The following is a 21,987-nucleotide window of genomic DNA, read 5'->3' on the forward strand; positions in this document are numbered from 1 at the left end:
TCATTTGCCGCCCTTCGCCAGCTTCGCCTCGCGCGCGGCCTTCATCTCGGCGAAATCCTCGCCGGCATGGTAGCTGGAGCGGGTGAGCGGCGACGAGGCGACCTGGAGGAAGCCCTTGGCCCGGCCGATCGCGCCATAGGCCTGGAAGGCCTGGGGCGTGACGAACTCCTCGACCTTGGCATGGCGCGGCGTCGGCTGGAGATACTGGCCCATGGTGAGGAAATCGATGTCGGCCGAGCGCATGTCGTCCATCACCTGGTGCACTTCCAGGCGCTGCTCGCCCAGGCCGAGCATGATGCCCGACTTGGTGAAGATCGTCGGATCGAGCCGCTTCACCGTCTCCAGCAGGCGCAGCGACGCGTAATAGCGCGCGCCGGGGCGGATGTTCGGATAGAGCCTCGGCACCGTCTCGAGATTATGGTTGTAGACGTCCGGCCGGGCGGCGACGATCGCCTCGACCGCGGCTTCGTGCTTGTTGCGGAAATCGGGCGTGAGGATCTCGATCGTCGTGGTCGGGTTGGCCTTGCGGATCTCCTGGATCACCTTGACGAACTGCGACGCGCCGCCGTCGGGCAGGTCGTCGCGGTCGACCGAGGTGATGACGATATGCTCCAGGCCCATCTGCGCCGCGGCTTCGGCCACATGCTGCGGCTCCAGCGGGTCCACCTTGCGCGGCATGCCGGTCTTGACGTTGCAGAAGCGGCAGGCGCGCGTGCAGACGTCGCCCAGGATCATCACCGTGGCATGTTTCTTGGTCCAGCACTCGCCGATGTTCGGGCAGGCCGCTTCCTCGCACACGGTGACGAGGTTCTTGGCGCGCATCAGCGCCCGCGTCTTGGCGAAGCCTTCCGAGGTGGGCGCTTTCACCCGGATCCAGTCCGGCTTGCGCTGGCGTTCCGGGCGGGGCTGCGGCGAGAGATCGTTCATGCTCGCCAGATAGAGCGGGTGGGCCGACGATTCCAGCCCCGGTTGCACTTTCGTCAATCGAAGGCCCGAGCAACAGTTCGATACAAATCTTGGCAGCCGCTCACGCGGGCGTTAGGGCATCGGCCATGACCGATTTCACCGACCTGCTCGATGGCTATCAGCGTTTCCGGACCAGCGAATATCGCCGCCATCGCGACCGGTGGTCGGGCCTGAGCGAGGGTCAGAGCCCGCGCGTGATGGTGATCGCCTGCTCGGACAGCCGAGTCGATCCCGCCCAGATCTTCGACACCGTGCCGGGCGAGATCTTCGTGGTGCGCAACGTCGCCAACCTGGTGCCGCCCTTCGAGGACGATGCCAGCCGTCACGGCGTCTCCGCCGCGCTGGAATTCGCGGTGAATCAGCTCGAAGTGCCCGAGATACTGGTGCTGGGGCACGGCGCGTGCGGCGGCGTGGCGGCGGCCCTGTCGCAACGCTTCAAGGGCGCGCCGAACGGCCAGGGCGGCTTCATCGCCCATTGGGTCGACATGCTCGACCCCGCGCGCGAGCGGATCGTCGCCGAGCACGGCACCGGCCCGGAGGCGGTGCGCGCGCTGGAACTGGAGACGGTACGGGTCTCGCTGGTGAACTTGATGACCTTCCCGTTCGTCGCCGAGCGAGTGAAGGCGGGCACGCTCACGCTCCACGGCGCCTATTTCGCCATCGCCGACGGCGTGCTGCATGTGATGGACGCGGACGGGGCGTTCGCGCCGGCCTGAGCCGATCCGGTGCGTCAGGCGGATCGGCTCAGGCCGGCGCGACCGGCCAGCCGATCAGATTGGCCCGCATCGGCTGATGGTCCGGATGGATGCGGTGCGGGCCGAAGCAGAGCAGGCGGAGAATGTCCGATGGGCGATTGGCCCAGCTCGCCCAGCTGAGCGGCGAATCGCCCCGGGCATCGGGCTGGTCCACGCGCGCGCCCGCGGCCAGCAGCAGCTCGATCGATCCCCGTGTTCCAAAGGCGGCGGCGCGATGCAGCGGCGCTTCGCCATAGGTTCGGCAATCGCGCATGAAGCAACCCGTCTCGGCGCCATCGATCGTCACGCGATTGGGATCGGCGCCCCGAGCGAGCAGCACCCGGACGACCTGTTCATGCTCCAGGCTCTCGAACCGGTTGAGCGCGGCATGAAGCGGCACTTCGCCGGAATCTTCCAGCGGCCGATTGGGATCGGCGCCCTGTTCGAGCAGGAACTCGCAGAGCCGCCAGTGACCGTGAAAGGCCGCGCCGTTCAAGCCGAGCCCCTCACCCAGTTCGACGAGCGCGGCGCCGTTGCCGAGCAGGAACCGGATCGCGCTGACGTCTCCGTAATAGGCGCACCATGTCAGAAGGCCGCCACCCGCGACCGTCGCATCGACCGGATGGCCGCGCTCGATCCAGTCGAAGACGAGATCAGTGCGCCCGGCGGCTATGCGTTCGAGCATCGGCTATCTCCGTTCGAATTGCGATCCCGGCGTCGGCCTCGGGCGCGCGCGCAGCTTATATCTTGCCCAGCGCCTTCCGGGCGATCTTCTCCACTTCGGGATCGAGCTTGGGCGGCTCCATCGGCACATGCGCCTCCAGCACGTCGGCGATGGCGGTGAGCGCGGCGATGCGCGCCGCCTTCTTGTCGTTGCCGTCGATCACGATCCAGCGCGCATGCTCGGTGCTCGTGCGCGCAAACATCTCGTGCATCGCCTCGAGATACTGGGGACGCTTGGCGCGGTTGCGAAAGTCTTCGAGCCCGGTCTTCCAGCGCTTCCAGGGATGTTCCAGCCGGTCCTTCAGCCGCTTGTCCTGGGTCTTCTGCGTCACATGGATGAAGACCTTGACCAGCGTGGTGCCCGCGGCGACCTGCTGCGCCTCGAAATCGTTGATCTCGTCATAGCCGCGCTCCCATTCGGCGCGGTTGGCGAAACCCTCGACCCGCTCGACCAGGACGCGGCCGTACCAGCTTCGGTCGAAGATCGCGATATTGTGCTGGGCGGGCAGCCGCCGCCAGAAGCGCCAGAGGAAGTGGTGGGCGAGCTCCTCCTGGGTGGGGGCGGAGATCGGCCAGACCTCGTAGTAGCGCGGATCCCATTCGGCGGTGAGGCGCTGGATGATGCCGCCCTTCCCCGCCGCGTCCCAGCCCTCGAACGCGATGATCGCCCGGCGCCGATGGACGATGTGCGCATAATGGATATGGCTCAGCCGCTTCTGGATCCTGGCAAGCGCCTTGTCGTAGTCGCCGTCGAAATCCTTGCCGGCTTCGTAATCGCCCAGATCTATCTTCATGCCGCCTCCATGCGCGCCGAACGCACGATCCGCCTTGTCGCTCCCGCTGGCAAGCAGGAACGCGCGGCGCTATCCTGGCCGGCGGGAGAAGGGGGAGGCACGATGTTCAAGCCGATCGCACATAATCTTCAGCGGCTGACGCGGTTTTCGGGGCGGGACACGCGCGAGACCTTCTGGCCCTATGCCGTTACGCTGCTCGTGCTGGCGCTGGCCGCCTCCGCCCTGGTCGCAATGCCGCCCATGCTGGAGACGATGGCGAAGATGCAGCGCTTCGCGGTCGAGCATCCCGACCAGGCCACCGTCCGGCAGGGGCCCGGCTCCTATTCGATCCAGATCCAGGGTTCCCATCCCGAGCTGATGCCCGACCTGCACGGCATGTTGCCGGGAATGGCAATCATCCTGCTCGTCTTCGTGGCGCTGGTGGCTGCCGCGGTGGTACGGCGGCTGCACGATCGCGGGACCAGCGGCGCCTGGGCGCTGCCGCCCCTCGTCTTCCTCGCGATCGGCATGGCGCTGACGCCACGGCTGCTCGACGCCAGGCACGGCGGGCCGGACCTGTCCCTCCTGCCCTTGCTGTTCGTCAACAACCTCCTCTACCTCGCCGCGCTTGGCTGGCTGGCGATCCTGCTGATGCGGGACGGGACCATAGGCCCCAATCGCCATGGCGAGGACCCGACGCCTGCGGAAGTACGCCAGCGGCGGCGATCGCCGCCGCGCCCGCGCGACTGAGCGGCCCGCCGGATCAGTTGGGCGCGTCGGCCGCCGTCTCCGCCTGCATCGCCTTGATCTCCGCAGGCGACATGGGCGGGCCATAGGCATCCTCGCCGCATTTGTCGTGCAGCGCCTGGGAAGCGGCGACCATGCGTTCGCTCAGGGCGATCTGGCGGTCCATCGACCCCTGCATGTCCTTCGGCACGCCGCGCATCCCGGCACCCGCCGCGCGCGATACCAGCGAGCTCACCATGCCGCCCCCCGGTATCATCGACAGCAGGCCGGCCGCGCGCATCGTCTCCTGGCGCGCCCGCAGCTTCTTCTGCATGTCGTTTGCCTGTTTCGACATCGCCACGCCCTCGCGCTGGATGTCGATCTCGATCTGGGAGACCTCGGCGCGGAGCGCGGCGCAGGCAGGATCCTTCGCGGGCGCGGCCACGGGCGCGGCTGCCGGCGGCGGCGGAGTGGCGGGCACGTCCTGTGCCGCCGCCGGGCCCATGGGGCTCAGCAGCAGCGTTGCGGCGGCGAGGATCGCAGCGCGGGGATTTTGGGCCATGGTCAATCGTCCGCCGGAGGATGGAGATCGGTGATCTTGCCCGCGGCATCGACCGCGAAGCGCCAGATCATCGCCTGGTTCTGGAAGGTGATCGCATAGCGGCGGACATGCTCGTCCTTGCCCGGCACGTCCTCGATCAGGCTCACCTGCTGGACCGGCCCGAGCGCGGCGAGCAGCGCCTGGCCGAAATCCTCGAGGAAGGGCACCGGCCCCTGCAGCGCGCCGGCGGCATAGCGGCCGCGATCGAGCTTGCCGGCCGCCGCCTCGGCCAGCGCCGCACGCATCAGCGCGGTGAGCGCGGGCGCGCCGTCGGGCAACACCACGGGCGGGGGCGCCGGCGGGAGGTAGAAATCGGCGACGCGGCGCGCCAGCAGCGGATAATAGCGCTGCTGGTTGGTCAGCACGATCACCGTCAGCCCTTCTCCCTCCGCATGGAGGATGTCGGCCAGCGCCGGGCCGCCGCTATGCCCCACCACCTTGACGCCATGCCAGGTGCCGGCGGTCCACCCCACGCCGAAGCCTGCCGGCTTGCCGGTCTTGAGCAGGGGTGGCGTCTGGAGCAGCACCCGGCTCTCGGGCTTGAGCAGTTCGCCCCGATCGAGTGCGGCGAACAGCGCCGCCAGGTCGCGCGCCGAGCTGAACAGACCGCCCGCCGCATAGCCGGTCTCGCCATAGAGGAAGCCGCTGATCCGCTGCTCGCCATCCTTCCAGGCATGGACGGTCGCGCGCCGCGCCAGGGGCAGCGCCGAGCGGAACGGCCCCCATTGGCGCTCGTCGTTGAAGCCGGTGTCCATCAAACCGAGCGGCGCGCAGATCTCGTCGCGGAAGATCGCGGCGATGCCCTTGCCCGCCGCCTTCTCCATCGCCGCGCGAAGCACGACGAAATCGGTGAAGCCATAGCGGGTCTCGGTGCCGGGCGCATAGGCGAGCGGCACCTTCTGCGCGGCGGCGACGGTTGCCGCCACATTGTCCGCATGCTCGCCCAACTGCTCGGGCAGGCCGGAGCTGTGGCTGGCGAGCTGGAGGATCGTGATCCCGCGCCAGGCGGCGGGCGCATCGGGGAAGAAGCGGTCCAGCGTGTCGTCAAGGCGCAGCTTGCCGGCCTCGACCAGCCGCATCAATGCGATGCCGGTGAAGATCTTGGTCGCGGACGCGGTCTGGAAGCGCGTCTCGGGCGTGACGGGCGCATCCCATTCGAGATTGGCGAGCCCGTAGCTGCGCATCGTCTCGACCTTGCCCTTGCGCACCACCGCGACCGCGACGCCCGGGATATGTCCCACTTCCATCTGGCGACGGATATAGTCGTCGATCCCGTCGGCCCGGACGGGCACCGCCGCGACCATGGCCAAGGCGGCCGCCATTCCCAACATGCGCATGAAAAACCCTCCCGACACGAGCGGGGCGGGACTATCCGGCGCCGCGGCATCTCGGGAACGGCGCTGCGACCAAAGCCGACATTCTCACTTCGAAGGCGCCATCCGCGCCGCATCAACCCGGTCTTCGAGCGGCCTGCCCGCCTCGGCGTCGGCGGCGCTGCGCAGCGTGGTCTCGGCGATGGCGGCCAGCGCTTCCTCGGTCAGGAACGCCTGGTGGCCGGTGATCAGCACGTTGGGGAAAGTGAGCAGCCGCTGGAACATGTCGTCCGAGACGATCTCGTTCGACAGGTCCTCGAAGAACAGGTCGGCCTCCTGCTCGTACACGTCGAGCGCCACCGCGCCGACCTTGCGGCACTTCAGTCCCTCGATCAGCGCGGCGGTGTCGATCAGGGCGCCGCGGCTGGTGTTGACGATCATCAGGCCCGGCCGGGCGGCCTCGATCGCCGCCCCGTCGATCAGGTGGCGCGTCTCGGGCGTGAGGGGGCAATGGAGCGTGACGATCTCCGCCGCGCGCAGCAGCCGGTCGCGTGGCAGGTAGCGCACCCCGATCGCCTCCAGCGCCGGATCGGGATGCAGGTCGCTCGCCAGTACTTCGCAGCCGAAGCCGGCGCGCAGGCTGCGGGCGACCAGCGCGCCGATCTTGCCGGTGCCGATCACGCCGACGGTGCGGCCATGGAGGTTGCGGCCGATCAGCCCGTCCAGCGCGAAGTTGTTCTCGCGCACTCGGGCCCAGGCGCGGGGGATCTTGCGGTCGACCGCGAGCATCATGCCGATGGTGAACTCGGCAACCGCATGCGGCGAATAGGCGGGCACGCGGACGACGTCGATGCCCAGCCGCCGGGCAGCGGCGAGATCGACATTGTTGAAGCCGGCGCAGCGCAGGGCCACCAGCCTGGTGCCGCCGGCGGCGAGAGTCTCCAGCACTTCGGCGTCGACGGTGTCGTTGACGAAGACGCACACCGCCTGGTGCCCGGCCGCCAGCGCGGCGGTGGCAGGCTCCAGCCGGGGTTCGAGGAAAAGCAGGTCGTGCCCATAGGGGGCGTTCGCCTCGACGAGGAAGCGGCGGTCATAGGGCTTGGTGTTGAAGACGGCGATGCGCATGCACTTCTCCTGCCGCCAGGACAGACGAAATCCGTCAAGGCTTCAAGTATGCATGCGCGCAGCCGCTCCCCGGCAAGGGCCGGGGATCAGTGGGTCGCCTGGGGAAACGTCGGGGGCTCTCGGATCAGCAGGCCACCACGTTCACCGCAAGGCCGCCCTGGGCGGTTTCCTTGTACTTGGAGCGCATGTCCTCGCCGGTCTGGCGCATCGTCTCGATCACGGCATCCAGGCTGACGACGTGGCTGCCGTCCCCGTGCATCGCCAGATAGGCGGCGTTGATCGCCTTGATCGCGCCCATGGTGTTGCGCTCGATGCAGGGGATCTGGACCAGGCCGCCAATGGGATCGCAGGTGAGGCCGAGATTATGCTCCATGCCGATCTCGGCGGCATTCTCGATCTGGGCGTTGGTGGCGCCGAGCGCAGCGGCCAGTCCCGCCGCGGCCATCGAGCAGGCGACGCCCACCTCGCCCTGGCAACCCATTTCGGCGGCGGAGATCGAGGCGCGCTTCTTGTAGAGGAAGCCGATCGCCGCGGTGGTGAGCAGGAAGGTGCGCGATCCCGCCGGCGTGGGATTGGCGCAGAAGGTTTCGTAATAGCGCAACACCGCCGGGATCACGCCCGCCGCCCCGTTGGTCGGCGCGGTGACGACGCGGCCGCCCGCGGCATTCTCCTCGTTCACCGCGAGCGCCCAGAGGCTCACCCAGTCGAACACCAGCGAGGGGTCGCTGCGCGGCCCGCGCGCGAGCAGGCGGTTGTGGAGGTCGCGGGCGCGGCGCTTGACCTTGAGGCCGCCGGGCAATTCCCCTTCCCCGCGGCAGCCCCGATCGATGCAGGCGGACATGGCGGCACGCAGGCTGTCGAGGAACGCATCGGTCTCGGCATCGTCGCGCCAGGCGGCTTCGTTCGCGCGGACGATGTCGGCGATCGAGGCGCCCTGGGCTTCGGCGACCGCAAGCAGTTCGGCCGCCGAAGTGAAGGCGAACGGAAGCTTCACATTGCTTTGCGGCGGTTCGCATCCGCCCTCGACGATCGCGCCGCCGCCGATCGAGTAGTAGAAGGTCTCCCAGGGCTCTCCCTCGGGATAGTGCGCGACGAAGCGCATGCCGTTCGGATGGGCGGGCAGGAACTTGTCGTCGCGGAAGATCAGGTGGCGCCCCTCGACAAAGGGCACCACGACATGGCCGCCCAGCGCGAGCTGCTGCTCGGCCCGGATCGTGGCGACCAGCGTGTTTACCGCATCGGGGTCGACGCTCTCGGGCTGGTAGCCGGCGAGGCCGAGGATCGTCGCGATATCGGTGGCGTGCCCCCGCCCGGTGAGCGCGAGCGACCCGAACAATTCGCAGGAGACCGAGGTTGGCGTGCCCCTGTCCAGCGCCTGCTCGGCAAAGGACGCGGCAGCGCGCATCGGGCCCACGGTATGCGAGCTCGACGGACCGATCCCGATGGTGAACAGGTCGGCGAGCCCGATGGTCGCCTCCGCCCGGGCACGGGCCCGCGCGGTGTTATCGTCAGACATTCTCGCTCCTGCATCCCGGCTCTACCGGCCGGATGGCTCAATCTGGTTGTAGTTTAATGTCTGTAGGTTGTATTTTTCTATCTTCAACCGCCCCAGCACCTTTCCCTTGGCTGGGAGCGGGCTCAGTTCGGACGGCGCCAGACTGCGAACGTGGTGTTTTCAGTGGAGGTCATGGCCTTGATCATCTCGGCATGATCAAAGGACGGCAGCGCGGAGAGATGGTCGATCACTGTCCCCTCCCCCGTAGCGCCTTGCGGAAAGGCACAGGCGAGTTGATCGTCGCGGCCGAATAGCAGCCACCAGACGTCCGCACCCCACGGCCCGCTATCGTCTGTTTCGATTGCGATTCCGGAAAGATCGTTCCCGCTCACGGATTTGACCTGACCAGCGTCGTCACGAACGCTGATCAGGTCGCTTTCCACCATCACAGCCCATCTGCTCTCCGGCTCAAGCTGCCGAGGCCTTTTCCGAAACCATCCAAACATGCCCATTCCCCCGAGAGGAACGAAACTATCTATCCGAGGTGCCGTCGGCAATCGGAGCAGGGATGCTTCAACCCGCCGAAGGATCGACGATGCCGTCGGTGCCCTTCCTGGCGAGGTCCGCCGCCACCTGGGGCGCCAGGCGGATGTTGAGCTCCTTGAGCTGCTTCTCGCTGACGAACGAAGGCGCCTGCATCATCAGGTCCTCGGCCTTCTGCGTCATCGGGAAGACGATGACCTCGCGGATGTTCGGCTCGTCGGCGAGCAGCATCACGATGCGGTCGACGCCCGGGGCCGAGCCGCCGTGCGGCGGAGCGCCGAACTTGAAGGCGTTGATCATGCCCGCGAAGTTGGTGTCGACGTCTTCCTGGGTGTAGCCGGCGATCTCGAACGCCTTGTACATGATCTCCGGACGGTGGTTCCGGATCGCGCCCGACGACAGCTCGATGCCGTTGCAGACGATGTCGTACTGATAGGCGAGGATGTCGAGCGGATCCCTGGTCTCCAGCGCTTCCAGCTCGCCCTGCGGCATCGAGAAGGGGTTGTGGCTGAAGTCGACCTTCTTGGCGTCCTCGTCATATTCGAACATCGGGAAGTCGACGATCCAGCAGAATTCGAAGCGCTTCTTGTCGATCAGCTCGAGCTGCTCGGCGGCACGAGTGCGCGCCAGGCCGGCAAGCTTGGCGGCCTGGGCTTCCTTGCCGGCGGCGAAGAAGATCCCGTCATTGGGGCCGAGGCCCATGGCATCCGCAATCGCCTTCATGCCGTCCTGGCCATGGTTGTTGGCGATCGGGCCGCCGAACACGCCGTCCTTCTGGGTGGCATAGCCAAGGCCCGGAAAGCCTTCCGACTGGGCCCAGCTGTTCATGTCGTCGAAGAACTTGCGGCTCTTCTCGTGCGTGTTCGGCGCCGGCACGGCGCGGACCACGTCGCCGCCCTCGACGATCGAGGCGAAGCGGCCGAAGCCCGAGCCCCTGAAGAAGTCCGAGACGTCGGTGATCAGCAGCGGGTTGCGCAGGTCCGGCTTGTCGTTGCCGTATTTCAGCATCGACTCCCGATACGGGATGCGCTTGAACGGCAGCGCCGAGACCGAGCGGCCCATGCCCTCCCAGTCGGCGAATTCCTCGAACACGCCGTGCAGCACCGGCTCGATCGCCGCGAACACATCGTCCTGGGTGACGTAGCTCATCTCGAAGTCGAGCTGGTAGAACTCGCCCGGCGAGCGATCGGCGCGAGCGTCCTCGTCGCGGAAGCAGGGCGCGATCTGGAAATATTTGTCGAAGCCGGCGACCATCAGCAGCTGCTTGAACATCTGCGGCGCCTGCGGGAGCGCGTAGAACTTGCCGGGGTGGACACGGCTCGGGACGAGATAGTCGCGGGCGCCCTCGGGCGAGGACGCCGTGAGAATCGGCGTCTGGAACTCGGTGAAGCCCTGTTCGATCATCCGGCGGCGCAGCGACGCGATCACGCTCGAGCGCAGCATGATGTTCTTGTGGACCTTCTCGCGGCGCAGATCGAGGAAACGGTTCCGCAGGCGGATTTCCTCGGGATACTCGTTGTCGCCGAACACGGGGAGCGGCAGTTCCTGCGCCTGGCTCTGGATCTTCGCCTCGGTGACGCGCAGCTCGACTTCGCCGGTCGGCAGGTTGGGGTTCACCGCCTCGGCCGCGCGGGAGACCACCTTGCCGGTCATCGTCACCACCGATTCGCTACGCAGCGACTCGATCACCTGAAAGGCCGGCCCGTCGACCTCGGTGACGATCTGGGTGATGCCGTAATGATCGCGCAAGTCGATGAAGACCAGGTCGCCATGGTCGCGCTTGCGGTGAACCCAGCCCGACAGGCGGACTTCCTGACCGACATCGGCGGCGCGGAGCTGGGCGCAGGTGTGCGTGCGGTAAGCGTGCATGATTTCCGGGTCCTGAAAAGAAGGTCGCCGCCACACCGGATCAGAACTCGGTTGTCAAGGTGGCCCGCCCGTGATGTTCTCTCGAAAGGGGCGCGCGAAGGGCAATGAGGGGCAACTACGCAAGGGGGCGTGACGACCATGGTCGATATCGTTGAAGGTGCCGCTGCGGGTGCATCGATGGCGGAGGGTGGCTCGGGCAATGCTCCACCTACACCCCCGCCGCCGCCCCCACCACCACCACCACCTCCTCCTCCGCCGCCACCTGCACCACCCCCTCCTCCCCCTCCTCCGCCTGAAGAGGCGGAGCCCGCATGGAGAGACAACGACTCCGACTGGGAACTCCCGGCATTCCAAAGGGAACCGGAGCACTAGCGGATGGCCAGCAGCCCCGATCCGGGCGCCGCGCTGGTGGCGGCGAACGCCGCTGCCAGCACCAGCCTGCGGGAAACCGCCAAATGGCTGGTGAGCGGCGTTACCGCCACGGCGGTGGCAGTCTTTGCCGGGAGTTCTCTCACCAGGTTGGGCAGCCTCGACTTCACGAGCCAGCCAGTGCGTTTCTCGATCGCGATCGCCGGTGCGCTCCTGGGATTTGCCGGCCTGGGCCTGATACTTGCCCGGGCGATTTCCGTCCTCACCGTCGAGAGCTTCAGTTTTCGGCATCTGGTGTCGTCCGACGAACCGAGGCTCGTGGCGATACGCACCAGGATCGAGAAAGGGCAGACTGGCGGCATGCCCGGCAACGCTGCGACCTTCAAAGAGCTTCTCGAGCGGACCGATGCCGCGAGAAGGGCGCCGGACAAGGCCAGCAGGACCCTGATGGCAAATTTCGACATGTTCCGGCCCAAGGTCATGGCCCAGGCCGGTTTCTTCAACGTGAAGGCGAAATTCGACCAGCTGGTCTGGGCATTGCGGTGCGGCAGCCCGATGGCGATCGTCGGATTCGGCCTCTTCGCATGGGCCGCAAACCCGCCCGAGCCCAAGCCGGCGACCGCCGGACCGGGCCCGCTCGTGGTCATCGGCCCGCAGGAAGTGGCTGCGACTCAAACGGCGCGGGCCTGCCCGCCGGCCAGGCTGCGCCATTGCCCCACGCCTACGCCCGAACCGAGCCCGCTCATCGACAAATAGCGCCATGCGCACAGAATCTTTGTTCTTGCCGGATGATCGGTTATGGGCCTTGGATGCATATCCATGGTCTGATTGAAGACAGCGCGACTCTCGCCAACCTCTGCGCCCGCCTCGCCAACAAGCCCTATATCTGCGTGGACACCGAGTTCATGCGGGAAAACAGCTATTGGCCGGAGCTGTGCCTGATCCAGATAGCCGACGACGAAGAGGCCGCGGCGATCGATCCCATGGCGCCGGGAATCGACCTGAGCCCTCTGCTCGACCTGATGGTCGACAACGAGGAAGTGCTGAAGGTCTTCCACGCGGGCGGCCAGGACATCGAGATCGTCTACAACCTCACCGGCAAGACCCCGCACCCGCTGTTCGATACCCAGGTGGCCGCGATGGCGCTCGGCCTGGGCGAGCAGATCGGCTATTCGAACCTGGTCGACACCTATCTCGGCTTCCAGATCGACAAGGGCGCCCGTTTCACCGACTGGAGCCGCCGCCCGCTCGACAAGCGCCAGATCGACTATGCGATCGCCGACGTCACCCATCTCTCCAAGATCTTCCCCCGCATGCTGGAGAAGCTCAAGAAGACCGGGCGTGGCGCCTGGCTCGATCAGGAGATGGAACGGCTCGCCGATCCCGAGAACTACCACAATGATCCCGACGAGGCCTGGCAGCGCGTGCGCGTCTCCAGCCGCAAGCCCGAAGTGCTGGGGCGGCTCAAGGCGCTCGGCCGCTGGCGCGAGCTCGAGGCACAGGGCAAGGATCTGCCGCGCGGCCGCATCGTCAAGGACGAGACGCTGGCCGACCTCGCCGGCAACCCGCCGCGCAAGCAGAGCGACCTGGGCAAGGTGCGCGGCCTCTCGGCCGCCTGGGCCGGCAACGACATCGGCGGACGGCTGATGGCCGCGCTCGAGGGCGCGACGCCGATGTCGTCGGACGAGCTGCCCCCGCGCGACGATCGCAAGCCCTCGCTCGGCAAGGACGGCGCGCTGGTCGCGGACCTGCTCAAGCTGCTGCTCAAGATCCGCGCCAAGGAGATCAACGTCGCCCCGCGCCTGCTCGCCCGTTCCGACGATCTCGAGTCGCTGGCCGCGGGCGTGCGCGACGGACTCGCGATCCTCGACGGCTGGCGCTACGAGCAGTTCGGCCGCGACGCGCTCGCGCTGGTCGAGGGGCAGCTGGGATTCACCGTGAAGAACGGCAAGCTCAAGATGACCCGAACCGAGGACCCCGGGGAATGATCCGTCTCGCCCTTCCGCTCGCCGCCACCCTGATCGCACTGGGCGCCTGCGCGCCGAAGGCGCCGCCCAGGGCAGTGCCCGGCGTGGAATGCAATGCCGGGCGGCTGGGCGGGCTGACCGGCAAGCCGCGCAGCCCCGAAGCGGAGGCCGAGGCGCTGCGGCTCTCGGGCGCGAGGACCGTGCGCTGGCTCGAACCCGATGCGGCCGCGACGATGGACTTCCGGCCCGACCGGCTGAACCTGCATCTCGGCGCCGATGGGAAGATCGACTCCACCCATTGCGGCTGAAACGCCTCTCCCCTTCGTTTCGCGGCCGGGATATAAGCGGCGGCGCCGGGGGGCGATCGAGGAGAGACTTGATGCGCGCAATCGGCATGATCGCGACGGCCCTGCTGGTCGCAGGCTGCATGGACGGCCATCCCGGCCCGATGCCGGGACCACGAGTCTGCAATGCGGGCGCGGTCCAGGGTTTTGTCGGCGCGCAGATATCGCCGCGGCTCCAGTCGCGGCTGCGCGCCCGCAGCGGGGCATCGTCGGTCCGCGTGGTGCGCCCGGGCGAAGCGGTGACGATGGACTATCGACGCGACCGGCTGACCGTGGACGTCAATCAGCGCGGCCGGGTCACCGGGATGCGCTGCGTATAGGGCCCGGCGGAGCGTCCGGAATCGCCATCCCCGCAACGACGAGGGTAGCAAAGCGCGCCGGACGACGCGCTCACACTTCCAGGATCGGTTCCCTGCCGAACGCGGCGGCGAGCGCCTTGTGGCGCTTCTCCACTGCCTCGCCATAGAGTGCCTCGTCCTCGGGATCGAGGCAGAGGGCGAGCGTCTCCTCGTCCATGTGCAGCTCCGAGCGCTTGATCGGCGCGGCGACGCCGCCCGACAGGCGCTGGCCGAGGCGGATGGCGAGGCCCCAGAGCTTGGCGCGCCACAAAGTGTCGTCATCGGCGAGCTGCGGCAGCGGCGCCGGCGTGTCGAGCCCGCCGCCCAGCGCGGTATAGAGCGCCTGCCCCAGTGCCGCGCGGCCCATCGAATCGATCGCCACCCAATTGCCGTGCAGCGCCGCATCCAGGCCGCGCTCGGCACGGAACTCCGGATTGGCGTGCCAGCCCACATCGACAAGCTGGCAGGCGGCGTGGCGCAGGCGGGCCAGCTCGTGCGGCTCGCCGGCGAAGAGCGGCGCGATCCACCGGTCGAGCAGGTCGCCATGTTCCGGGAAACGGCCGAGCCGCTCGCCTTCGTCGCGGGTCGCCGCGATCAGCGGATCCTCCTGGCGCTGCTCGGCCGAGAGGCGCTGGAACAGCAGCCCCTCGCGCAGGCCATAGGCCGAGACGATCGTGCCCCTGCTGCCGAGCTGCCGGAGCACCACGCCGAGCAGCAATGCCGCGTCCTCCAGCGAGCCGATGCGGGCGCTGGAGATGTTCGGGATCGCCTTCAGATCGGCGCGCGGCATCGCCGCGATCGAGCTGGCCAGCTCGCCGATCCGCGCGACCGCCATCGGATATTGATGCGCGATCGGCAGCGGGTAATGCTTGAGGTGCATGTCGAGCCGGGCAAGGCTGCGCCAGGAACCGCCGACCAGGTAGAAGGGCAGTCCCTTCCCCCGCCCCTTCCATCCGGCATCGCCGAGCAGCCTAGCGACGCGGCGATCGAGCGCGGTCTTGCCCTCCGCGCGGATCGCGCCGAGGCGGAGCACGCCCAGCGGAAAGGACACGCGATCGGTCACCGTGCCGGCGACGACGCGCACCAGCTCCAGCGAGCCGCCGCCGAGGTCGCCGACGATGCCGTCCGCCTCCGGAATGCCCGAGAGCACGCCCAGGCCCGAGGCCATCGCCTCCTCCTCGCCCGACAGGGTCTCGACTTCCAGGCCCAGGCCGCGCGCCGCCTCGATCAGTTCGCGTCCGTTGGAGGCGTCGCGCACCGCGGCCGTCGCCACGGTGCGCAGTTCGCCCACCTGCATCTCGCGCGCCAGCGTGGCGAAGCGGGCGAGCGCGCCGCGCGCGGTGGCGAGGCTGGCGGCATCGATCGCCCCGGTCTCGGCCAGGCCGCGGCCCAGGCCAGCCATCACCTTTTCGTTGAACAGGGTCGCCGGCAACCGCGCCGAACCCTGATACACCACCAGGCGCACCGAATTGGAGCCGATATCGATGATCGCGGTGCGGCCTTCGATCCCCTCCGGCTTCGCGCGCGCCCTGCGGAACGGCAGCGTGTTCATGCCTTGGCCTTGGCCTTTGGCGGATTGCGGCGCCGCTTGAGCTGGAGCTTGGGCACCGGCTTGCGCGATTCGAGCGCCGCGCCGCGCCCGGAAAGCGACGGGTTGGTCATGAAATAGCGGTGCAGGTTGAAGCTGCCGTCCTCGCCCGGCACGATCCGGGTATAGTGCCCGTCGGGCTGGAGCACCCAGCTCTGCTCGTTGTCGAGCAGGTTCGCCACCATCACCTGGTCCAGCACCTGATCATGCACCGTCTTGTTGAGGATCGGCAACATGAACTCGACACGGCGATCGAAGTTGCGCTGCATCCAGTCGGCCGAGGAGATGAACAGCCTGGCGCCGTCGTTCGGAAGGGCCTTGCCGTTGCCAAAGGCCCAGATGCGGCTGTGCTCGAGAAAGCGGCCGACGATCGACTTGACCTTGATGTTCTCGCTCATCCCCGGGACGCCGGGGCGCAGGCAGCAGATGCCGCGGATGATCAGCTCGATCTCGACGCCGGCGTTGCTCGCTTCGTAGAGCTTCTCGATCACCGCGGGATCGACCAGCGAGTTCATCTTGGCCCAGATCGCGCCGGGCCGGCCGGCGCGGGCATGGGCAATCTCGTCGTCGATCATCTCGACCAGCCGGTTGCGCAGGTCGCGCGGGGAGATGCCGAGCAGCTCCAGCCCATGCGGCTCCACATAGCCGGTGACATAGTTGAAGATCTGCGCCGCATCGCGCCCCACCCGCGGATCGGCAGTGAAGAAGCTGATGTCGGTATAGATGCGCGCGGTGACCGGATGATAGTTGCCGGTGCCGAAGTGGCAATAGGTGCGATAGCCATTGCCTTCGCGCCGCACGACCATCGAGACCTTGGCATGGGTCTTCCAGTCGATGAAGCCATAGACGACCTGGACACCGGCACGCTCCAGGGCAGTCGCCCAATAGAGGTTCTGCTCCTCGTCGAAGCGCGCCTTGAGCTCGACCACCGCAGTGACCGACTTGCCGGCCTCGGCCGCGGCGATCAGCGCGTTGATGACGGCAGGCTGCTTGCCGGCGCGATAGAGCGTCTGCTTGATCGCCACCACGTCCGGATCGGCGGCCGCCTGGCCCAGGAACGAGAGCACGACGTCGAAGCTCTCATAGGGATGGTGGACGACGATGTCCTTGGCCTTGATCGCCGCGAAGCAATCGCCGCCATATTCGCGGATGCGCTCGGGGAAGCGCGCCGAATAGGGCGTGAACTTCAGGTCGGGCCGATCCTCGTCGACCAGCATGGCGAGGTCGCCGATACCCAGGAAGCCGCCGGTTTCGGTGAGCAGCGCCTCGCTGCCGCCCAGCTCCTCCTTGAGCACCGCCTCCAGCTCGGGGGAGATGCTCTCCTCCATCTCCAGGCGGATGACCCGGCCCCGCCGCCGGCGCTTGATCGCCGAGCGGAAGGTCATGACCAGGTCCTCGGCCTCTTCCTCGATCTCGATGTCGCTGTCGCGCAGCACCCGGAAGGCCGCGGCGCCGAGCGCGGTATAGCCGGGGAAGAGCAGGTGCGAGAAATGCTTGAGCACCGCCTCTACCGCGACATAGCGCGCCGGATTGCCGGGCAGCCGCACGAAACGCCTGATCGCAGTGGGCAGCAGCACCAGCTCGCGCACCGGCTCGCGGTCCGACTTGCGGACCAGGTCGAAGATCACGCTCGATCCCTGGTTGGGGATGAACGGGAACGGGTGCGCGGGGTCCAGCGCCTGGGGGGTGAGGATCGGGAAGATCTGGTCGCGGAAATGCCCTTCCAGCCAGGCCTCGGTCTCGCCCTCGATCGCATCGGCGTCGAGGACGTGGATGCCGGTCTCGGCCAGGTCGGCGCGGATCGCGGTCCACACCGCCTGCTGGTTGTCGGCCAGCATCTCGGCCTCGGCGGAGATCGCGGCGAGCTGCTGGCCCGGCGTGAGCCCGTCGGCCGAGCGCGCCTCCACCTTCTGAAGCTGCTGGCCCATCAGGCCCGCCACGCGGACCATGAAGAACTCGTCGAAGTTCGAACCCGAGATCGACAGGAAGCGCAGCCGCTCGAGCAGGGGATGGGCGGGGTTGGTCGCCTCTTCCATCACGCGGCGGTTGAAGGCGAGCCAGCTGAGCTCGCGGTTGAAGTAACGCGTGGAATTCTCCGGCAATTCGGTCATCTGGTTCCCTTCGACGGCCTGCCTGTTCGCTGCCTTGGCCATCGCCGTTAATCACCGTCCGTTTCGGTTATGAGACCAGCCGCGGCCAATGTGGCGCGAACCGCCGGGATCGACAAGCGCCGCCCCGCCTCGAGCTCCAATGCATCGGCAACGCGCAGGATCGCGATATGGCTACGCTCGATCCGCCGGGCGATCCAGGCGATGACGTCCGGCCGGGCATGGAGCAGGTGGCGCTCGAAGGCGCGCTCCAGCAGCTGGGGGATCAGCATATCGTCGGGCGGGCCGATCTCCAGCAGCGGCGAGGCGGCGAGGCGCGACTTGAGGTCGGGCAGCTTCACCGCCCAGGCGGGCGGCGCGGCCTGGGCCACGATCAGCAGCGGGCGGTGCTCGGCCTGGGCCTGGTTCCAGGCATGGAAGACCTCGGCCTCCTTGCCGAGATCGGCGTCGTCGAAGATGCGCGCGCCGGTCTTCGCCGCGAAGATGCGCGCGAGCAGGCTGCGGCCGGACTTGCGCGGGCCGGTGAGCAGCGCCGACATGACGGGCCAGGTGCCCCAATGTTCGAGCTGGTGGACGGCGCGGGCGTTGGAGTCGCTGACCAGGAATTCCGTCTCGCGCGCTTCGGGCAGTCCCAGCGGCAGGCGAAGCTGCGTCATCCGCCGTTCGGCGCTTCCGTCGCCTGCGGCGTGGGGGCCGGCTGGGCACCCCCGCCGCCACCGCCTGCGCGCCGGATGCGGAGCACGCCCGGCCCTTCCTGCACGCTCCAGCCCCGCGCCTCCAGCTGCGCGTGCAGCGAGGCGATCTGGCCGTCATAGGAAACCCGCATCACCGAGATGCCGCCCAGCGCCAGGCTCGAGGTGACCGCGGAGCGCACGCCCGGGATGCCGCGCAGCGCCGCTTCGCCGGCATTGACCGAGCCGACATTGGGCGTGTCGAACTGGACACTGACGGCGGTGCCGGCAGCCGCGCTGGGCTCGGGCGTGGGCGTCGCCGCCTCGGTCGCCTCGTCGCTCGGCTTTTCCTCGGCCTTCGCGCCCGGCGGACGGGTAGCGAGCAGCCGGTCGGTGCCGAGCTGGCCGAGCGCGAGCGCCTGCTGATAGGCCTTGTCGAGTCGCTGGACGCCCGCATCCATCAGCGTATCGAGCGAATCGCCATTGTCGACGCGCAGCGCGAAATCGGCGATCTTCTGGCGATCGGGGCCGTGCGTGGCCGAGAAGATGCCGATGATCGGCCCGCCCGGATATTCGCGGCGCAGCTGCACCTCGGCGATCAGCACGTCGGCCGCGCCATATTGGTCCAGCACCGAGCGCCACCAGTTGCGCCCGCGGCGCAGCACCTGGCCCGCATTGAGCAGCATGGAATCGGGGCCGTTGCCCTGTACGCGGACATAGTCGACCGTGCTGCCGCCGCTCTTGAAGCGGTTCCAGGCGCGCGCCCAGGCAGTCTCGCGCTCGAACACCAGGCCCGTGCCGCCCGAATATTCCAGCGGCACGATCAGCATGGGCGGCGACTGGTTCACCGCCACCGAAACGCCCAGGATGCCGCCCGCCTTGTTGCGATCGAACAGCACGCTGAGGCGCGCGATGTAGCGCGTCGGGCCGATCTGCTCCTTTTCCACGACGATGCCGGTGACGAGCGAATCGAGCGCCGAATCGGACATGGTGGAAGCCTTGCCGGTCAGCTTGCGCGACAGCATCTCCCAGCCCTTGCGCTGGGCGAGCCGCCAGCCGCCATAGCGGGCGGCATCGGCGTCCTTGCCCTTCACGTCGACATCGACGCCCGACACCTCGAAGCTGCCCGAGGCGTCGATCGGCACGGCGCTGCCGCCGCCGCTCTTCCCGTCGCCCTCGGCCAACACGGCGCCCAGCCCCGCAAGCGCGAGCGCGGAGGCGATGCCGATGGTGAGGGATTTGCGGGCAAGGGTCATGCAGCGGCCCTTTTGGCGAAGCGAGCGGGGAAATCCAAGCGCAGATGTAACATGTGGCGTTGCTGTCCCCTTCGCGAACAGGACGGATATTGAGATGACGGAGTGGGAAGATGGCGCTAAGCGCCCCGCATGAGCGACCAGAAGAACTATACCTATGCCCAGGCGGGCGTCTCGATCGCGGCCGGCAACGCGCTGGTCCGCGCGATCGGCCCGCTCGCCAAGTCCACGCGCCGCGCCGGCGCCGACGCCGATCTGGGCGGGTTCGGCGGCGTGTTCGACCTGAAGGCGGCGGGGTTCACCGATCCGCTGCTCGTCGCCGCCAACGACGGCGTGGGCACCAAGCTCAAGCTCGCGATCGATCACGACGCGCATGACGGCGTCGGCGTCGACCTGGTCGCGATGTGCGCCAACGACCTGATCGTCCAGGGCGCCGAGCCGCTGTTCTTCCTCGACTATTATGCCAGCGGCAAGCTGGTGCCGGAGACGGCCGAGCGCGTGATCGCCTCGATCGCCGAGGGCTGCCGCCAGGCCGGCTGCGCGCTGATCGGCGGCGAGACTGCCGAGATGCCGGGCATGTATGCCGAGGGCGATTACGACCTGGCCGGCTTCTGCGTCGGCGCGGTCGAGCGCGACCGGCTGCTCGACGGCAGCGCGATCCGGCCGGGCGACGTGCTGCTCGGCCTGGGCTCCACGGGCGTACATTCCAACGGCTTCTCGCTGGTCCGCCGCCTCGCCGCGGACAAGGGCTGGAAGATGGACCGCCCCGCCTTGTTCGATCAGGACGTGATCCTGCTCGACGCGCTGATGGCCCCGACGCGCATCTATGTGCAAAGCCTGCTTCCGCAACTTCGCAAGGGCAATGTCCGCGGCCTGGCGCACATCACCGGCGGCGGCCTGCTCGAGAATGTCCCGCGCGTGCTGCCCCAGGGTTGCCATGCGAAGATCGATGCCGGCTCCTGGCCCCTGCCCCGGCTGATGGCATTCCTGCAGGCCCAGGGGAATATCGAGCCCGAGGAGATGGCGCGCACCTTCAACTGCGGCATCGGCATGGTCGCGGTGGTGGCACCCGAATTGGCGGAATCGGTGAAGGACGCGCTCTACGCGGCGGGCGAGGAAGTGTTCGCGATCGGCACCGTCGAAGCGGGCGAGCGCGGCTGCACCGTGTTCGGCCCCACCGAAGTCTGGAGCGCGCGTTCGGATTGGTCCGCCACGCATAATGCGTAGGAAGCTCGGTATCCTGATTTCCGGGCGCGGCTCCAACATGGCCGCGCTCGTCGAGGCGGCGCGGGCGCCCGACTGCCCCTATGAAGTCGCGCTCGTCGCCAGCGACAAGCCGGAGGCCGAGGGCCTGGCCTGGGCCGCCGAACAGGGTATCGCCACCTTCGCGCAGAGCCCCAGGGGCATGGCCAAGGCCGAATATGAGGCGAGGATCGACGCGGCCCTGCGCGAGGCCGGCGTCGAGGCGATCGCGCTGGCCGGCTATATGCGCCTGCTCTCGGACGATTTCGTCGCCCGCTGGCGCCGCAGGATCCTCAACGTCCACCCCTCGCTGCTGCCCAAGTACAAGGGGCTCGACACCCATGCCCGCGCGATCGAAGCGGGTGACAGCCATGGCGGCGTCTCGGTCCATATCGTCACCGAGGAGCTGGACGGCGGCGAAGTGCTCGGCCAGGCCGAAGTGGCGATCCTGCCCGGCGATACGGCGGAAAGCCTTGCCGAACGGGTATTGAAGGAGGAACATCGGCTCTATCCACGGATAGTCGCCGAGTTCCTATGCCCCAAGAACCTGCAAGGCTGAGCCCCGATCCCGACACCGCCCTTGCCCGGGTCCGCGCGATCGCGCTGGAGCTTCCCGAAGCAGAGGAGCGCCCGAGCCACGGCCAGCCGACCTTCTTCGTGGCCGGTAAGCAATTCGCCCAGTTCCGTCACGATCATCATGGCGACGGCCGCACCATCGTCGCGGTGAAGACCGCCGATGACGAGGAAGGGCCCAACCTGATCGACATCGCGCCCGAAACCTATTCCAGGGTCGCCTATTTCGGCGTCGGCTGGGTGGGCATCTCGCTCGCCGGGCCGGATATCGACTGGGATTTCGTCGGCGACCGGATCGCGCGCAGCTGGGAACTTGCCGCCCCGCGCCGCCTGTTGGAAGCCGGCGGTCGCTGAGATCCGCGATCTTCCTCGCGGCTCCCGGATATTTTCCCGTTCACCCGAGTTTGTCCTCAATTCCCCGCCTTGCCTTGGCGGGAAATGGCGAACGGAGAAAATATGGGACAGAAGATCTCGCCCGCCGAGCCCGCGGAGGATCCGGGAGTCGCGACCGCCGAACAGGGCGTGGTATTGCTCGACGGCCCCGACGGGGTCGCCATCGCGATGACGCCACGCGCCGCGGAGGAGACCGGCCGCCGGCTCGTGGCGGCTGCCCACGAAGCGGCCAGCCAGGGCAGCGCCGAGGCGCATCCGAGCTGAGGCCCTTGC

At 68.1% G+C, this 21,987-nt stretch carries 23 protein-coding genes; 10 read left to right on the plus strand and 13 right to left on the minus strand.

The features are described 5' to 3' along the window. Positions 1–927 (minus strand): lipoyl synthase, encoded by a 927-nt coding sequence (gene lipA / locus FHR20_RS08035; protein WP_167299426.1) that lies wholly within the window; start codon positions 925–927, stop codon positions 1–3. A 125-nt stretch (positions 928–1,052) separates the two neighbouring features. Here lipA and FHR20_RS08040 point away from each other — a divergent pair, with 125 nt between their 5' ends. Further along, positions 1,053–1,682 carry a carbonic anhydrase gene (locus FHR20_RS08040; RefSeq protein ID WP_167298998.1) on the plus strand — a complete coding sequence of 210 codons (630 nt, stop codon included), beginning with the start codon at positions 1,053–1,055 and terminating at the stop codon, positions 1,680–1,682. Positions 1,683–1,710: 28 nt separating this feature from the next. Here the strand turns inward: FHR20_RS08040 and FHR20_RS08045 are convergent, their stop codons facing one another. Beyond that, a complete protein-coding gene (locus FHR20_RS08045) occupies positions 1,711–2,385 on the minus strand; it encodes an ankyrin repeat domain-containing protein (protein WP_167298999.1) in 675 nt (224 codons plus the stop codon). A gap of 55 nt (positions 2,386–2,440) precedes the next feature. Continuing rightward, on the minus strand, positions 2,441–3,217 hold the full coding sequence (locus tag FHR20_RS08050; RefSeq protein WP_167299000.1) for a polyphosphate kinase 2 family protein: 777 nt from the start codon (positions 3,215–3,217) through the stop codon (positions 2,441–2,443). A 102-nt stretch (positions 3,218–3,319) separates the two neighbouring features. Between FHR20_RS08050 and FHR20_RS08055 the strand changes: the two genes are divergently transcribed. Next, positions 3,320–3,946 (plus strand): DUF805 domain-containing protein, encoded by a 627-nt coding sequence (locus FHR20_RS08055; RefSeq protein WP_167299001.1) that lies wholly within the window; start codon positions 3,320–3,322, stop codon positions 3,944–3,946. A gap of 13 nt (positions 3,947–3,959) precedes the next feature. Here FHR20_RS08055 and FHR20_RS08060 read toward each other — a convergent pair whose 3' ends face one another. From FHR20_RS08060 to aspS, 6 genes are all read right to left on the minus strand, one after another. After that, positions 3,960–4,484 (minus strand): hypothetical protein, encoded by a 525-nt coding sequence (locus FHR20_RS08060; protein WP_167299002.1) that lies wholly within the window; start codon positions 4,482–4,484, stop codon positions 3,960–3,962. Between the two features lie 2 nt (positions 4,485–4,486). After that, a complete protein-coding gene (locus FHR20_RS08065) occupies positions 4,487–5,860 on the minus strand; it encodes a serine hydrolase domain-containing protein (RefSeq protein ID WP_167299003.1) in 1,374 nt (457 codons plus the stop codon). A gap of 84 nt (positions 5,861–5,944) precedes the next feature. Further along, a complete protein-coding gene (locus tag FHR20_RS08070) occupies positions 5,945–6,961 on the minus strand; it encodes a 2-hydroxyacid dehydrogenase (RefSeq protein ID WP_167299004.1) in 1,017 nt (338 codons plus the stop codon). Between the two features lie 124 nt (positions 6,962–7,085). Further along, positions 7,086–8,477, minus strand: coding sequence for an L-serine ammonia-lyase (locus FHR20_RS08075; protein WP_167299005.1), 1,392 nt, complete (start codon positions 8,475–8,477; stop codon positions 7,086–7,088). A gap of 122 nt (positions 8,478–8,599) precedes the next feature. Further along, positions 8,600–8,902: a hypothetical protein gene (locus FHR20_RS08080; RefSeq protein WP_243857153.1), complete on the minus strand. Its 303-nt coding sequence runs from the start codon at positions 8,900–8,902 to the stop codon at positions 8,600–8,602. Between the two features lie 127 nt (positions 8,903–9,029). Continuing rightward, on the minus strand, positions 9,030–10,868 hold the full coding sequence (aspS, locus tag FHR20_RS08085; RefSeq protein ID WP_243857154.1) for an aspartate--tRNA ligase: 1,839 nt from the start codon (positions 10,866–10,868) through the stop codon (positions 9,030–9,032). A 408-nt stretch (positions 10,869–11,276) separates the two neighbouring features. On the opposite strand from aspS, the gene FHR20_RS08095 reads away from it, so the two are divergent. The 4 genes from FHR20_RS08095 to FHR20_RS08110 all read left to right on the plus strand — a co-directional run bounded on the left by FHR20_RS08095 (position 11,277) and on the right by FHR20_RS08110 (position 13,868). Continuing rightward, the gene (locus tag FHR20_RS08095; protein WP_167299007.1) at positions 11,277–11,993 is read left to right on the plus strand and encodes a hypothetical protein; all 717 of its coding nucleotides are present in this window, start codon (positions 11,277–11,279) and stop codon (positions 11,991–11,993) included. Positions 11,994–12,046: 53 nt separating this feature from the next. Further along, positions 12,047–13,225: a ribonuclease D gene (gene rnd / locus FHR20_RS08100; protein WP_167299009.1), complete on the plus strand. Its 1,179-nt coding sequence runs from the start codon at positions 12,047–12,049 to the stop codon at positions 13,223–13,225. Next, complete coding sequence (locus FHR20_RS08105; protein WP_167299011.1) at positions 13,222–13,512, plus strand: I78 family peptidase inhibitor; 291 nt, start codon at positions 13,222–13,224, stop codon at positions 13,510–13,512. The genes rnd and FHR20_RS08105 overlap by 4 nt, the downstream gene beginning before the upstream one ends. Before the next feature lie 71 nt (positions 13,513–13,583). Next, positions 13,584–13,868 carry an I78 family peptidase inhibitor gene (locus FHR20_RS08110; protein WP_167299013.1) on the plus strand — a complete coding sequence of 95 codons (285 nt, stop codon included), beginning with the start codon at positions 13,584–13,586 and terminating at the stop codon, positions 13,866–13,868. A 70-nt stretch (positions 13,869–13,938) separates the two neighbouring features. On the opposite strand, the gene FHR20_RS08115 is transcribed toward FHR20_RS08110, so the two are convergent. The 4 genes from FHR20_RS08115 to FHR20_RS08130 are packed head-to-tail and all read right to left on the minus strand — an operon-like array spanning position 13,939 to position 19,509. Further along, positions 13,939–15,438 carry a Ppx/GppA family phosphatase gene (locus FHR20_RS08115; protein ID WP_167299015.1) on the minus strand — a complete coding sequence of 500 codons (1,500 nt, stop codon included), beginning with the start codon at positions 15,436–15,438 and terminating at the stop codon, positions 13,939–13,941. After that, positions 15,435–17,585 carry an RNA degradosome polyphosphate kinase gene (locus FHR20_RS08120; RefSeq protein ID WP_243857155.1) on the minus strand — a complete coding sequence of 717 codons (2,151 nt, stop codon included), beginning with the start codon at positions 17,583–17,585 and terminating at the stop codon, positions 15,435–15,437. The genes FHR20_RS08115 and FHR20_RS08120 overlap by 4 nt, the downstream gene beginning before the upstream one ends. Positions 17,586–17,632: 47 nt before the next feature. Continuing rightward, a complete protein-coding gene (locus tag FHR20_RS08125; RefSeq protein WP_167299018.1) occupies positions 17,633–18,238 on the minus strand; it encodes a P-loop NTPase family protein in 606 nt (201 codons plus the stop codon). Beyond that, positions 18,235–19,509: a heavy-metal-associated domain-containing protein gene (locus FHR20_RS08130; protein WP_167299020.1), complete on the minus strand. Its 1,275-nt coding sequence runs from the start codon at positions 19,507–19,509 to the stop codon at positions 18,235–18,237. Before FHR20_RS08130 ends, FHR20_RS08125 begins: the two co-directional genes overlap by 4 nt. A gap of 129 nt (positions 19,510–19,638) precedes the next feature. Between FHR20_RS08130 and purM the strand changes: the two genes are divergently transcribed. From purM to FHR20_RS08150, 4 genes are all read left to right on the plus strand, one after another. Beyond that, on the plus strand, positions 19,639–20,733 hold the full coding sequence (purM, locus tag FHR20_RS08135) for a phosphoribosylformylglycinamidine cyclo-ligase (RefSeq protein WP_167299022.1): 1,095 nt from the start codon (positions 19,639–19,641) through the stop codon (positions 20,731–20,733). Beyond that, the gene (purN, locus tag FHR20_RS08140) at positions 20,726–21,307 is read left to right on the plus strand and encodes a phosphoribosylglycinamide formyltransferase (RefSeq protein WP_167299024.1); all 582 of its coding nucleotides are present in this window, start codon (positions 20,726–20,728) and stop codon (positions 21,305–21,307) included. Before purM ends, purN begins: the two co-directional genes overlap by 8 nt. Next, positions 21,283–21,675: an MmcQ/YjbR family DNA-binding protein gene (locus FHR20_RS08145; RefSeq protein ID WP_243857156.1), complete on the plus strand. Its 393-nt coding sequence runs from the start codon at positions 21,283–21,285 to the stop codon at positions 21,673–21,675. The genes purN and FHR20_RS08145 overlap by 25 nt, the downstream gene beginning before the upstream one ends. Before the next feature lie 102 nt (positions 21,676–21,777). Then, positions 21,778–21,978 carry a hypothetical protein gene (locus FHR20_RS08150; protein WP_167299025.1) on the plus strand — a complete coding sequence of 67 codons (201 nt, stop codon included), beginning with the start codon at positions 21,778–21,780 and terminating at the stop codon, positions 21,976–21,978. Positions 21,979–21,987 lie beyond the last annotated feature (9 nt).

Source organism: Sphingomonas leidyi (assembly GCF_011761945.1).
Classification (GTDB): domain Bacteria; phylum Pseudomonadota; class Alphaproteobacteria; order Sphingomonadales; family Sphingomonadaceae; genus Sphingomonas; species Sphingomonas leidyi.

Bases quoted from the DNA above. Each gene is read 5' to 3' on its own strand.
- purM (WP_167299022.1), top strand. From the start codon at position 19,639: ATGAGCGACCAGAAGAACTATACCTATGCCCAGGCGGGCGTCTCGATC.
- FHR20_RS08060 (WP_167299002.1), bottom strand. From the start codon at position 4,484: ATGGCCCAAAATCCCCGCGCTGCGATCCTCGCCGCCGCAACGCTGCTG.
- FHR20_RS08075 (WP_167299005.1), bottom strand. From the start codon at position 8,477: ATGTCTGACGATAACACCGCGCGGGCCCGTGCCCGGGCGGAGGCGACC.
- FHR20_RS08150 (WP_167299025.1), top strand. From the start codon at position 21,778: ATGGGACAGAAGATCTCGCCCGCCGAGCCCGCGGAGGATCCGGGAGTC.
- FHR20_RS08050 (WP_167299000.1), bottom strand. From the start codon at position 3,217: ATGAAGATAGATCTGGGCGATTACGAAGCCGGCAAGGATTTCGACGGC.
- purN (WP_167299024.1), top strand. From the start codon at position 20,726: ATGCGTAGGAAGCTCGGTATCCTGATTTCCGGGCGCGGCTCCAACATG.
- FHR20_RS08045 (WP_167298999.1), bottom strand. From the start codon at position 2,385: ATGCTCGAACGCATAGCCGCCGGGCGCACTGATCTCGTCTTCGACTGG.
- FHR20_RS08040 (WP_167298998.1), top strand. From the start codon at position 1,053: ATGACCGATTTCACCGACCTGCTCGATGGCTATCAGCGTTTCCGGACC.
- FHR20_RS08125 (WP_167299018.1), bottom strand. From the start codon at position 18,238: ATGACGCAGCTTCGCCTGCCGCTGGGACTGCCCGAAGCGCGCGAGACG.
- FHR20_RS08130 (WP_167299020.1), bottom strand. From the start codon at position 19,509: ATGACCCTTGCCCGCAAATCCCTCACCATCGGCATCGCCTCCGCGCTC.
- FHR20_RS08115 (WP_167299015.1), bottom strand. From the start codon at position 15,438: ATGAACACGCTGCCGTTCCGCAGGGCGCGCGCGAAGCCGGAGGGGATC.
- FHR20_RS08105 (WP_167299011.1), top strand. From the start codon at position 13,222: ATGATCCGTCTCGCCCTTCCGCTCGCCGCCACCCTGATCGCACTGGGC.
- FHR20_RS08065 (WP_167299003.1), bottom strand. From the start codon at position 5,860: ATGCGCATGTTGGGAATGGCGGCCGCCTTGGCCATGGTCGCGGCGGTG.
- lipA (WP_167299426.1), bottom strand. From the start codon at position 927: ATGAACGATCTCTCGCCGCAGCCCCGCCCGGAACGCCAGCGCAAGCCG.
- FHR20_RS08110 (WP_167299013.1), top strand. From the start codon at position 13,584: ATGCGCGCAATCGGCATGATCGCGACGGCCCTGCTGGTCGCAGGCTGC.
- FHR20_RS08070 (WP_167299004.1), bottom strand. From the start codon at position 6,961: ATGCGCATCGCCGTCTTCAACACCAAGCCCTATGACCGCCGCTTCCTC.
- FHR20_RS08145 (WP_243857156.1), top strand. From the start codon at position 21,283: ATGCCCCAAGAACCTGCAAGGCTGAGCCCCGATCCCGACACCGCCCTT.
- rnd (WP_167299009.1), top strand. From the start codon at position 12,047: ATGCATATCCATGGTCTGATTGAAGACAGCGCGACTCTCGCCAACCTC.
- FHR20_RS08120 (WP_243857155.1), bottom strand. From the start codon at position 17,585: ATGACCGAATTGCCGGAGAATTCCACGCGTTACTTCAACCGCGAGCTC.
- aspS (WP_243857154.1), bottom strand. From the start codon at position 10,868: ATGCACGCTTACCGCACGCACACCTGCGCCCAGCTCCGCGCCGCCGAT.
- FHR20_RS08080 (WP_243857153.1), bottom strand. From the start codon at position 8,902: ATGGTGGAAAGCGACCTGATCAGCGTTCGTGACGACGCTGGTCAGGTC.
- FHR20_RS08055 (WP_167299001.1), top strand. From the start codon at position 3,320: ATGTTCAAGCCGATCGCACATAATCTTCAGCGGCTGACGCGGTTTTCG.